At 39.2% G+C, this 12,947-nt stretch carries 10 protein-coding genes; 3 read left to right on the top strand and 7 right to left on the bottom strand.

Annotated features, from left to right (window positions below; translation table 11 throughout):
* On the top strand, nt 1-1,044 hold a 1,044-nt coding region (locus tag RTK36_RS05200), incomplete at its 5' end, for a SpoIID/LytB domain-containing protein (protein WP_312045006.1).
* Between the two features lie 461 nt (nt 1,045-1,505).
* Here the strand turns inward: RTK36_RS05200 and RTK36_RS05195 are convergent.
* The gene (locus tag RTK36_RS05195; RefSeq protein WP_312045004.1) at nt 1,506-3,923 is read right to left on the bottom strand and encodes a M56 family metallopeptidase; all 2,418 of its coding nucleotides are present in this window, start codon (nt 3,921-3,923) and stop codon (nt 1,506-1,508) included.
* Nucleotides 3,923-4,318, bottom strand: coding sequence for a BlaI/MecI/CopY family transcriptional regulator (locus RTK36_RS05190; protein ID WP_312045002.1), 396 nt, complete (start codon nt 4,316-4,318; stop codon nt 3,923-3,925). The genes RTK36_RS05195 and RTK36_RS05190 overlap by 1 nt, the downstream gene beginning before the upstream one ends.
* Before the next feature lie 140 nt (nt 4,319-4,458).
* Here RTK36_RS05190 and asnA point away from each other — a divergent pair, with 140 nt between their 5' ends.
* Together asnA and RTK36_RS05180 are read left to right on the top strand one after the other, a co-directional pair.
* On the top strand, nt 4,459-5,466 hold the full coding sequence (gene asnA / locus RTK36_RS05185) for an aspartate--ammonia ligase (RefSeq protein ID WP_312045001.1): 1,008 nt from the start codon (nt 4,459-4,461) through the stop codon (nt 5,464-5,466).
* Between the two features lie 311 nt (nt 5,467-5,777).
* Nucleotides 5,778-6,548: an alpha/beta hydrolase gene (locus RTK36_RS05180; RefSeq protein ID WP_312044998.1), complete on the top strand. Its 771-nt coding sequence runs from the start codon at nt 5,778-5,780 to the stop codon at nt 6,546-6,548.
* 49 nt (nt 6,549-6,597) lie between these two features.
* Here the strand turns inward: RTK36_RS05180 and RTK36_RS05175 are convergent, their stop codons facing one another.
* From RTK36_RS05175 to RTK36_RS05155, 5 genes are all read right to left on the bottom strand, one after another.
* Nucleotides 6,598-7,098 carry a hypothetical protein gene (locus RTK36_RS05175; protein ID WP_312044996.1) on the bottom strand — a complete coding sequence of 167 codons (501 nt, stop codon included), beginning with the start codon at nt 7,096-7,098 and terminating at the stop codon, nt 6,598-6,600.
* Nucleotides 7,099-7,391: 293 nt separating this feature from the next.
* Complete coding sequence (locus RTK36_RS05170) at nt 7,392-8,591, bottom strand: pyridoxal phosphate-dependent aminotransferase (RefSeq protein ID WP_312044994.1); 1,200 nt, start codon at nt 8,589-8,591, stop codon at nt 7,392-7,394.
* 511 nt (nt 8,592-9,102) lie between these two features.
* Nucleotides 9,103-9,783 (bottom strand): V-type ATP synthase subunit D, encoded by a 681-nt coding sequence (locus tag RTK36_RS05165; RefSeq protein WP_312044992.1) that lies wholly within the window; start codon nt 9,781-9,783, stop codon nt 9,103-9,105.
* Between the two features lie 6 nt (nt 9,784-9,789).
* Complete coding sequence (locus RTK36_RS05160; protein WP_066047927.1) at nt 9,790-11,166, bottom strand: V-type ATP synthase subunit B; 1,377 nt, start codon at nt 11,164-11,166, stop codon at nt 9,790-9,792.
* A complete protein-coding gene (locus tag RTK36_RS05155) occupies nt 11,163-12,938 on the bottom strand; it encodes a V-type ATP synthase subunit A (RefSeq protein ID WP_312044990.1) in 1,776 nt (591 codons plus the stop codon). Before RTK36_RS05155 ends, RTK36_RS05160 begins: the two co-directional genes overlap by 4 nt.
* Nucleotides 12,939-12,947: the final 9 nt, after the last annotated feature.

The following is a 12,947-nucleotide window of genomic DNA, read 5'->3' as shown; positions in this document are numbered from 1 at the left end:
GGAGATCAGATTTCCATTATAAATGAATTACCTATGGAAGAGTATCTGCTGGGTGTAGTTCCTTATGAAATGCCAGTAAGATTTGGGCAGGCTGCTTTAGAGGCACAAGCAATTTGCGCCAGAAGCTATGCCTACAATCAGTTCTATGCCAATGCATATGGTCACTATGGCGCCCATGTAACAGATACAGTTGCCAGTCAGGTTTTCATGGGTTCAGATACTGCACCTGAAGCAGAAAAAGCAGTATCAGCAACAGCAGGTATGTGTGTTGTCGCCGGAGAACGGGTAGCACAAACTTACTTCTACTCTACCTCATGTGGGTACGGCACCAAAGATACTGATGTATGGTCGGCAGATGCTACCTTTAGCGGCAATAGCAAATCCTATTTGCAAGGGCAAGCCTACGGTGTAACCCAGGAAGTACCAAAAACGGAAGACGAATGGCTTGCTTTTTGGCAAAATTGGGAAATGGATGGGTATGATAAAACATCTGCTTGGTATCGATGGAAAGTCTACTATAGTGCTGGACAGCTTGGTGAAATTACAGAAAAAACCTTTGCAAAAATTTCTGCTTCCAATGGAGCATTGATTAAGGTAAAGCAAAGTGATGGCAGTTGGAAAGCTGATACCCCAAAATCATTGGGCAAATTAATAGGAGTCTCTGTTGCAGAACGCGGAGATGGCGGCATTATTAAAGTGTTAGAAATGGATTTTGAAAACGGCGCTGTGCAAGTCTTTACGGAAAATGCCATCCGAAAAGTCCTTTCTCCAACAAAGCTAACCATTGGTGAAACCATTAACCTACAAAGAATCAGCGGCGGTACGCTGACAGGACAAATCATGCTTCCCAGTGCATTCTTTGCAGTAAAAGAAATGAAAAATAGCGAAGGAACGCTAACAGGAATCGCCTTGTATGGCGGTGGTTGTGGTCATGGCGTAGGTTTAAGTCAATATGGTGCAAAGGAACTGGCAGCCCAAGGACTTAAAGGGGAAGAAATTATACAAAAATATTTCCCAGGAACAACTGTAGAAAAGGTAATGTAATCACCGTATTAGAGTAAACACATGATAAATAATCTGTTTTGATAAGTTCCAAGGGCTGAAGGATTTTTGAAAACCTTCAGCCCTTGATAATTCCTACCTTCTTTTTCCAATTCAGTATTTATTCATTTCTAGGCTTTATTCATGTACTAAGCTTCTATTATCCTACAACAACATCTTTGATTTATATTTCATTTCCCCCTGTTTGGCTATTTCTTAGCTATAGCATTTAAATGCAAGTGTCACTCTTTCTTATCTGCCTCACGCCATTTTCATTCCTATGACACAGTGTCTTTTAGAATGGAAGCCCCTCTCCCTTCTTATATGCCGTTATACAATCTATACTAATATTTGCCTTAGAACTTATGTATAACCAATAAGGAGCTTATCATGATTCGTCTTTTTTTATCATGAATACCATAAACCTCAGTTTTATTTGAAATAAGAATGCATGGAAATATTTCTTAACCCTGTACAAATGAAATATACTTCTGAATCTCCTGTATATCCTTTTCATCCATATTACTCGTATGATATACTGTAACATCGGTTTTGCCATTTAAATAGAATATTAGGTTTTGCATGAGCAACATTCCCATCTCTCTCCGGTCATAGGAAGTCAAATCCTTTGCAACACCATCGGTTCCTTTACACATTTCTTCAATAGAAGGTGCATGATAAGAACCATCCTTTGCTTCAACCCACTCCACTAAAGTCCAGCCATTATCCTTCCATTTAAAATCCAAGCGGGAAGGAATATAGCTACCACCACCCTCAACTAGCTGATAACCTAAGTTAGGGGTACGAATGAAAGCATATTTATTTAAACCAATGACTGCATAAACAGAAAGTTTATCTTTATCTTGGGAAATATGGCTAATCAATGGAGCAACGATTTGCACCTCTTGATCGCCCCCCTCCTCAGAATAGCGCTCCTCCATAGCCTTATACAAGGCCTTTGTTATATCGCTATGTCTTGTAATCAAGCCCTGTTGTGTTTTACTATTCATAGCCACCATTCCGTGCTTTTCTAAATCTTCTCCATAGCGTTTTTCATCGTAAACAAAGGGATCTACCGCCACGGAATCCAATGCGCGATATGCTTCAAACCATTGGCTGGGTGTCATTTCCTTCAGTAAATTGAGAATTGTAGCTTCCGGAGTATTTAAAAGATTCAAACATGTGGCCATCATAATATATCCCCTGGTATCAGCAGCCTGACCTTGATAGAACTGACTCAATAATTCTGCCATAGCTCCATCTCCAAGCTTTAATAATTCTTCAAATTTTTCATTTTTACATAATGCTTCATAGGAAAAAGCACCTCCCATTTCATTCGTAATTTCTCCTAGCAATAATCTGCATCTCATTTGGTTTGAAAAATAATCATCATCCCCCGCTAAAAACAGTTGATCTAATTCTTTCATAAAATTACGAAACGAGTCTAAATCCACAGCCATACTTCTCAAATCCGTATCACCGAAATACGTTGCACCATCTTCTCGGTCAAAATGGAGTAATTGCTCCTCTCCATTTGCATCAGTAATAGCATACTCAAAGAAAGATGCATTATCTACCAGTGCTAAAAAAATCATAGCATCCCGCTCGAACCAGCCGTCTTTAGGGATATCCATTCCGTTCTCTAAAGTCAAATACCGCCTTACTCCATAAGGCTCTTCTTTTGTAAACAATTCGATGCCTTCATTACTGGGACGAATGCCTTCCGGCAATGTTAATTTGCCAAGAATCCCCCCAACACCCACATGATTTCCAATATAGTCAAGCTTGCATTCATACAGCATTGCCACGGAGTCAACTGTTTTCTCTTTCCCTAGATTCTCCTGCTTCTTTCCGCAACCCACAAATGCTGTTCCAAACCAAACAATAAAAAGCAAGGCCATGAAAAGTGGGATTCCTTTTTTCTTTTTTCCCATATCAAAAATATAGTCAATGCGCACTTTTAATGCCTCCTTCCCCCCTTGAAATGCCGTAGAAAATGGACTTGTTTCCCCTCCTTTTCGGATGCTGCTTAAAATAGTCAATCCATAGTCCTGTCGTTGTTCCAAGGAACACTTTTCCATAACTAAGGTATCACAAGAAAACTCTATATCCTGTTCTGCCAACCGTCCCATCCAATGCACAAAGGGATTAAAAAAATGTATTCCTCTCCCAAGAACTAGCACGCTTTTATACCAAATATCTCGCCTTTTACAATGTACCAGTTCATGCTTTAAAATATAGCGCAACTGATTTTTATCATACTCTTCATGGTTTAAATAGATTTTCTGATGAAAAAAACCTGTGCAAAGAGGACTGGGGAGTATACTGCAATAATAGATTTCCGGTCTCTGTTTCATTTCCATCTCTCGGCAAGCATCATAATATACTTCCAATACCTCTGCATCTCTAATACTTCGGCTATTTCTATTTAGATCTTTTAGAAATCTTTGATATTTAACACCATGATATAAAAAATAAATAAGCATGCCAAATATCCAAAACACCCAAATCTTATTCTGAATGCTTTTGATTTCTAATAAATCCCCATTCATTTCAATGGGTTGAATTTCTTTGCTCTCGCCACTTTGCCCCTGAATACTTTCTACAGTAAAGGAGGAGCCATTGAATTTATCCAAATCCATTGGAATGGTCTTGGATGGGTATGTAGTCTCAGCTTTTGTCTGTATCCTAGGTATTTCTACAACTGGTCTAGGTAAAGTGAAATCAATAGGTACAATCAGTCTCAATCCTATGATAAGCCAAACGAAATATCTCCATTTTACCCCATATTGCTTCCCAATAAAGTGGGATAGAATGCCTAAAATAATAATTCCCATAGAAGCAAAAACAGAGATTTTTATAACACTTTGAAAGAAAAGCATCAACCCTCGCCCCCTGTTTTGCCACGAATATACGCCGCAAGTTCATCCAAATCATTTTCGGAAATAGCACGACTGTCATATAAAGAGGCCACCAATTTTGTCAAAGAATTGTTATTCACCTTATTAAGGAAGAGCCGGTTTTCCAGTGCCAAATAAGACGCTTCTTCCACACTGGCAATGTAAAATCGATTTTTTCCCTCTTTATAAGATTGCAAAAAACCACGTTCAATCAATCGATTCAGCAAAGTTTGTAAAGCTGAAATATTCCATGCACGCTTTATCTCCAATTGTTCTTTAATTTCAGAAGTAGAGAGATTATTTTCATTATTCCATACGACCTTCATGATTTCCAGTTCTGTATCTGGTAAGCGAGATAATTCTTCTTTTCTTTTCATGCTATCAACTCCTACATTTGTATGTTATTTTTATATAATACAATTGTAGGAGTTCCATGTCAAGTATCATTTTACTTGAATTTACAATGCTACTGTGTTATTCTAAAACAAGTAAAAATACTATGAAATGAGGATTATTTATGGGTAAAACTTTTATTCCTAAGGGCTATGCGTCCGCGCTTACTTTATATGAAACACAAAACGCAATCGGTATGATCCATAATACCTTTGAAGAAAATCTTTCTCAAAATCTAAATCTGAAAAGAGTATCTGCACCCTTATTTGTAGATGCACAAACAGGCTTGAATGATAACTTAAATGGCGTAGAGCGCCCTGTTAGCTTTGAAGTTCCCGCAACAGGGGTTACTGCCGAGGTAGTTCACTCCTTAGCAAAATGGAAAAGAATGGCCTTGCATCGTTATGATTTTCACCCCGGCAAAGGTATTTATACAAATATGAACGCTATTCGCCGTGATGAAGTTCTGGACAACCTTCATTCTGTCTATGTTGATCAGTGGGATTGGGAAAAGGTAATTACTGCTGAAAAAAGAAACCTGCAAGAACTGAAAAATACCGTGCAAGGTATTGTTATCAGTATTTGTGATACCTTGGATGTAATAAAGGAAAAATATCCTCGTATCACCACAGAACTTTGCAGAGACGTAACTTTTATTACTTCTCAAGAATTAGAGGATAAGTATCCTGATCTTACACCAAAGGAAAGAGAGAATGCCATTGTCAAAGAGCATAAAACTGTTTTTATTATGCAAATTGGTGATGTTTTAAAATCTGGTAAACCTCATGATGGCCGTGCACCTGACTATGATGATTGGAAATTAAACGGAGATATCCTGTTTTACAATCCCGTTTTAGACTGTGCTTTTGAAATTTCTTCCATGGGTATCCGCGTAGACCCCACAGCTATGGATGAACAATTGCGTAAAGCAAACTGCGACGACCGCCGTGAGCTTCCTTTTCATAAAATGTTGCTGGAAGGCAAACTCCCTTCTACCATCGGTGGCGGCATTGGGCAATCACGTTTATGCATGTTGCTTTTAGGCAAGGCTCATATTGGTGAGGTACAATCCTCCATTTGGGATCAAGAAACCATTGACGCTTGCAAAGAAGCTGGTATCGTGCTTTTGTAATTAAATAGCAGAATGAAACTGAGCGGAAACCAATTAGAAGTTTCCGCTTAATTTTTTAAAGAAATATACTTTTTAGGAGGTGAAAACATGTGGATAAAAACAAATAAATAGGCAAGGCACCATTTTATTGCCTTGCTAATTATTTTTTAGAACGTGATGGAAAAATCAATTAATAAATATCTATCACAATTGTTTTTTCTCGCCTATCTACTCAGTCCATGTTTCTCCAGCGACTGTGAACAGCAACTCTAGAGTTTCACTCAATAATAGGCGAATTTAACATCAATTAAAATGAATATTAGGAGGCACATATGTCATATTTTACTTTTCAAAATAAACAAGTTTACTATCATGAACTTGGTCATGGAACACCAATATTGCTGCTTCACGGAAATACTGCATCCTCTGTCATGTTTGAGGAAGCTGCGAAAAAATATATGGAAAACCATAAGGTAATTCTAATTGACTTTTTAGGTCATGGAAAATCCCAAAGAATACATGAAATACCTGCTAACTTATGGGCTTTTGAAGCACAACAAGTCATAGCTTTTCTTGAGGAAAAAGAACACACCTCCGTAAACCTTATTGGCAGTAGTGGCGGAGCTTTAGTAGCCATAAACGTAGCTTTAGAGCGACCTGATCTTATCCACAAAGTCATAGCAGATAGCTTTGAAGGCGAATATCCATTGCAAGCATTTACAGAAACAATCGGTGAGCAACGGGCACTTTCTAAGCAAGATAAGGGAGCAAAAGCATTTTATATCTCCATGCATGGCGATGACTGGGAACAGGTTGTTGACTGGGATACCCAAGCAATAGAACGACATTCTCGGGAAATCGGTAAGTTTTTCCATAAACCCCTGGAGAGTTTTATCCCACAAATTCTTTTCACAGGTAGTAAAGAGGATGAATTTGTTTCAGAGCTGGATGTAAATCTCTTTGAAAAGACTTATAACAACATGATTAAAAAAATCGGTCAAGGAGAGATGTTTCTCTTCGAAAAAGGCAGTCACCCTGCAATGCTTTCCAATCTAGATGCCTTTGTAACAATCAGCGAAAACTACTTAAAAAATAGTGCATAGTCACAAAAAGCCACCTAAAATCATTGATGGTGGCTTTTTCATCCTATTTCTATTCAATTTTATTTCTGAATGATCCATCAGTTGTAAGATCAGCCTGAACTGCCTCTTCTTCACCAGCATTTTCAAAGATTTCTGCAAGTTTCATGTACTTCGCAGCATTTTCCCATTGGCCAAGCTCACCATAACAAGTCCCTAGGCGCAGACATACAAAACTGATTTCTCCTCCATCCAGTCGTAACGTATTCTCAAACCAAAAAATCGCTTGCTTCCAAACATGTTTTCTATAGAAGTATTCCCCTAAATTTATACATACCTCCAACGATGGCGCATCCTCTTGGACGCAGGTTAATAACAATTGAAATCCTTCGTCTTCAATCTCCTTTCCACGCAAACGAGCCATGAGCTGCTTAGCACGCAGTGCGCGTTGCTCCGTTTTTTCATCCCTTTGGTCTAAAAGTATGATTGCATCTGCCAAAGGATTGATAAGCTCTAAACATTGAGAAAGCCCTTCCTCATTTTCTATTGTCAAATAAACACCGATGGAACTCAATCCCATCACCCCCTGCTCTTAAAGTATATGCAGGGACAAAATCCGTCGTTCTAAAAACATAGAAAAATCACCATAAAGATAGGCTTTGAATGTAGAAAAATTAATTCTTATTGGAAGCATTAGCTTGCTAAATTTTATAGGTACCTAACCTTTCTTCTAATATCCTGAATTATGCAAATCTTTCTCTAAATTTTTCAATTGAAAAATCCTTCTTTCTAGTTATCTCATTACAGAAAAAGTACATAAAAAAACACCCCAATATGGGGTGTTTTAGTGTTTCGTAAATGTATATCTTATTTGTGGCCAGCAGCTTTGTAAGCTTCAATACCCTTGCCTAACAGCTCGATACCTCTAGCCATATCTTCTGCATTCAAGATATAAGCGATACGCAGTTCGTTTTTACCCAAGCCAGGTGTAGCATAGAAACCTTCAGCAGGAGCATACATAACTGTTTCGTTGTTTTCTCTGAATTCTTTCAATAAGAATACTAACAAGTCTTCTGTATTTTCAACAGGCATCTTGCAAGTGATATAGAAAGCACCACCAGGCTGTTCGCAAACAACACCAGGGATTTTCTTGAGTGCTTCGTAGGAAACGTTTCTTCTCTTTTCGTATTCTGCTCTAACTTCAGAGAAGAATGCAGGATCTAACTTATAAAGAGCAGTAGCGCCAACCATTTCCAATGTAGGGCAGCAAAGTCTACCCATAGCAATCTTCATAACGTTAGCCATAAGCTCAGCATTCTTGGAGATTAAGCAACCAATACGAGCGCCGCAAGCGGAGAATCTCTTGGAGATAGAGTCAATGATGATAACTCTGTCAGCTACATCTTCATACTGACCAAAGGATGTCATTTCTCTGCCGTCATAAGCAAATTCTCTATAAACTTCGTCAGCCAAAATCCAAAGGTCATGCTTCTTAGCGAAGTCACAAATAACTCTCATATCTTCTCTGGAAAGGATGCAACCTGTAGGGTTACCAGGGTTAACGATAGAAATCATTTTAGTTTTTTCAGTTACAGCTGCTTCTAATCTGTCCATGTAAGCATATTTGTAACCATCTTCAGCGTAGGTTGTAACGGGTTTAATTACGCCATCAGCAGCCTGAATGAAGGTCAAATAGTTGGTGTAGTAAGGCTCAGCAACAATTACTTCATCGCCAGGGTTAATCAAAGACAAGAATGTCAAAGTTAACGCTTCGGAACCACCACTGGTGATTAAGATGTCTTTTCTTTCTAAACTCATATCAAAGGTTTTAAAGTAATCAATGATAGAATCCTGTAATTCAGGAAGTCCGGGAGATTCAGCGTAAGCCAGAACCTTTTGGTCAAACCCTTTGATTGATTCCATAAATACAGAAGGTGTTACGATATCAGGCTGTCCGATATTCAGATGATAAATCTTTGTTCCCTGTGCCTTAGCTTCTGCAGCCATAGGGTTAAATTTTCTGATAGGGGAATTCTGCATCGCTTGTACTCTGTCAGATAATTTCATTGTTTTTCACTTCTCCTTCATCATTTTCATCATTATAATATGATATTATGTGTTATTTTTTAGGTAGTATACATTAGCATTTATTTTATTGGAGCTAATACAATGAAATAAATTTCATTTATTGTTCAATAATCCCACAACGCCCGCTAATTACCCACCTAATTGCATTTTCAGTATACCACTTTTCGTAATAAAAACAATAGTTATAGTGAATTTTTCTACAATATTTAGAATTTTTGGTTGTTTTTAGTACGGATTTTCTATTATAGGGAATGATATATTCATAAAAATACTGTATATTTCATTTTTTTATTATTATTTTTCATTTTAACAAGCTTATCACCTTAGAATGAAGGTTTAATCGTCTTTTTGAACAAATTATGAAGAAAACTCTTCAATTAAACTTTCACAAAAAAAATTATGCTAATTCATGGAGACTTCTTCATAAATTTGAAATATAATTTTTTTCTGCTAAAAAGCCCCATGCAATTTCTACATGGAGCTCCCTTTTTTATGAAATAAATTCGCCTTTGTCTTCAAGCTTCTTCTTTTCTTCCAAAGCTTTTTTCAGCACCATATCTTTGACCTTCATCAATCGTGTTGTACCTGCACGTTCGTTTTCTTCCAGCTTCATGGTAATATATTTAATTGTCTCTCGATAGTTCGGAATCATAACGTTTTCTAAGGCATTAACACGACGGCGGGTACGTTCAATCTCCTGCGCCAAAAGCTGGGCAGTTTTTTCACTTTCCGCCAAACGCAATAAAGGTTCCATAGCATTGGAAAAAGAAAGCATTGCACTGTCTAATTCTCCTGATGAAAAAGCAAGTCCATAGGGATAAATATCCCCACTGCTCTCTTCCGCTTGGAAATCAAAAACAGGTACATTTACACTCATAATATTCTTTTTTGTAACCTTAACAGCCACAGATTGCTGAGGAATCATTAAGGATTCTCCCAAAACACTTTCGCTTAAAACTGCTCTAGCTATAATAAAGTCTTTATAAGCATTTTCCAAAGCCGACTCTGCTTCTTCACGCAGGCGCTTATTCTCCCGTACGATATTCAAGAATTGCTTCATCAGCTCATCCAGTTTATCCTTCAAAAGCTTATGACCTCTCGTTGCTGTCTTCAACAACTGCTTTAATCTGGACATTTCCATACGGGTAGGGTTGACATTCAATCTAGCCACGACTCATCACTCCCCGTCTGCTAAATATTTTTCCAGATATTCGTCACGAATACGCTTCAATTCGCTCTTTGGCAACATACGAAGCAAGTTCCATCCTGTTTCCAATGTCTGTTCTATGGTTCTATCTGTTCTAAATCCTTGAGATACATATGTTTTTTCAAATTCATCTGCGAATTTCGCGTAAATCAAATCTGTATCCGATAATGCGGATTCACCTAAGATTGCCATCAGTTCCTTTGCATCCTTACCACGAGAATAAGCCGCAAACAACTGGTTCATGGTATCAGCATGATCCTCTCTTGTTTTGCCTTTACCAATACCCTTATCCTTCAAACGAGAAAGGGATGGCAAAACATTGATTGGAGGCTGAATGCCTTTTTTATAAAGATCACGGCTTAGGATAATTTGACCCTCGGTAATATACCCTGTTAAGTCAGGGATTGGATGGGTTTTATCATCTTCAGGCATAGTCAAAATAGGAATCATCGTAATAGAGCCTTCTTTTCCCTTCATACGGCCTGCACGTTCATACATAGTTGCAAGGTCAGTATACAGGTAGCCTGGGTAACCACGACGACCGGGTACTTCTTTTTTAGCCGCAGATACTTCACGAAGGGCCTCTGCATAGTTTGTAATATCTGTTAAGATAACCAAAACATGCATGCCTTGCTCAAAAGCCAGATATTCCGCAGCAGTTAATGCCATACGAGGGGTACAAACACGCTCAACCGCAGGGTCATTTGCAAGGTTTACAAAAACAACGGAACGGTCAATGGCACCTGTTGCTTTAAAGTCATTGATAAAGAATTCTGCATCCTCGAAGGTAATACCGATAGCCGCAAATACTACAGCGAACTTGGAATCTGTACCCCGAACCTTTGCCTGACGAGCAATTTGAACAGCCAAATTTGCGTGGGGCAAGCCTGAGCCTGAGAAAATGGGAAGCTTCTGACCACGAACCAATGTGTTCAAACCATCAATAGCTGAAACACCTGTCTGAATAAATTCCGCAGGATACTCTCTCGCTGCAGGATTAATGGGTGCACCATTAATATCAAGTCTTTTTTCAGGTATAATTTGGGGGCCGCCATCAATTGGCTTACCCATTCCGCTGAATACACGACCTAAGATATCAGGGGAAACACCAAAATCCAAGCTTTTGCCTAAGAAACGTACCTTGCTTTCCGCAAGGTTAATACCCGTAGCACTCTCGAACAACTGAACCAGAGCAGTATCACCATTCACTTCCAAAACCTTACATCTTCTTACTTCACCGCTTGATAATTCGATTTCGCCTAACTCATCATATTTTACGCCATCAACACCTGTTACAAGCATAAGGGGACCGGCAACTTCTTGAATCGATCTATATTCCTTTATCATAATTCATCTGCCCCCTTACTGATTAACTCATTAATTTCGGCTTTAATGTCTTTTTCAATTTCATCATAGCTCTTATCAACATTTACTTCTTCCATATACTTTGCACGGCCAATTCGTTCAATTACATTCAGTTTTGTAATTTTTTGAATATGGACACCAGCTTTAATTGCAACTTGTGCTTCGTGATAGAAGGTCAATATCAATTTTAACATTCTATACTGTTTATGCAAAGATGTATAGGTATCTACTTCATGGAAAGAGTTCTGGTGCAAGAAATCCTCGCGGATAGAACGAGCTGTTTCAAGAATCAATCTATCACCATGAGACAAGGAGTCAACACCAACCAACTGAACGATTTCCTGCAATTCAGCCTCAGTCTGCAAAAGTCTCATTGCCTCAGTACGGTGTTCAGAAAAATCGGGATGAACATTAATGTCAGCCCATTCATCCACTCTATCCTGATACAAAGAGTAGCTTGACAACCAGTTGATTGCAGGGAAATGGCGCTTATATGCCAAAGATGCATCCAGACCCCAGAATACCTTTACAATACGCAATGTAGCCTGGGACACAGGCTCAGAAGTATCACCACCGGGAGGGGATACTGCACCAATTGCTGTCAGCGTACCAAATCTTTCATCGCTACCTAAGCAAACCACACGGCCAGCTCTTTCGTAGAATTGAGCCAAACGGGAACCTAAGTATGCAGGGTAACCTTCTTCACCAGGCATTTCTTCCAAACGACCACTCATTTCACGAAGTGCCTCCGCCCAACGAGAAGTGGAGTCAGCCATAAGGGCCACGCTGTATCCCATATCACGGAAGAACTCAGCGATGGTAATTCCTGTATAAATAGATGCCTCACGCGCTGCAACGGGCATGTCGGAGGTATTTGCAATCAAAACAGTTCTTTGCATCAAGGATTCCCCAGTTCGAGGATCTTTCAGTTCAGGGAACTCGTTTAAAACGTCTGTCATTTCATTCCCACGCTCGCCGCAACCAATGTAAACAACGATATCTGCATCAGCCCATTTTGCCAACTGATGCTGCGTTACTGTTTTACCACTGCCGAAGGGGCCGGGAATTGCAGCAACACCGCCCTTTGTGATGGGAAAAAATGTATCAATAACGCGCTGACCTGTTACCAACAGGGAATCGGGCGTTCTTTTGATTTTGTAAGGTCTTTCACGGCGTACGGGCCACTTCTGCATCATTGTTACAGGTACTTCCTTGCCCTTTTCATCCGTTACAACACAGACCGTTTCTTCAACCGTAAACTCACCCACATAAATTTCCTTTATTTTGCCCTTCAATCCATAGGGAACCATGATTTTACAGGTAACCACTGCGGTCTCCTGTACAATTCCTATAACGTCCCCGGCTTCAACAGCATCACCGTTTTGTTTGATGGGTTCAAACTTCCATTTTTTCTCACGATCCAAAGATTTTACTTCAATACCCTTTTGGATATTTGTTCCGCTGGCTTCATATAGCTTCTCCAAAGGACGCTGAATGCCATCGTAAATTGTGGAAACCAAACCTGGGCCTAATTCAACGCTCATTGGCATCCCTGTTGATACAACTTCCTCCCCGGGTCCAAGTCCCGAAGTTTCTTCATAAACCTGTATGGATGCTTTATCTCCGTGCATTTCGATAATTTCACCAATAAGGTGTTTCTCTGATACACGCACCACGTCAAACATATTGGCGTCTCTCATGCCCTCCGCTACTACCAACGGACCCGACACCTTTACTATCGTGCCTGTTTTCATATGCTCATT

Origin of the sequence: Anaerotignum sp., from assembly GCF_031981185.1 — a bacterium.
Classification (GTDB): Bacteria; Bacillota; Clostridia; order Lachnospirales; family Anaerotignaceae; genus Chakrabartyella.
This window is presented reverse-complemented; position numbering and strand designations above follow the sequence as displayed.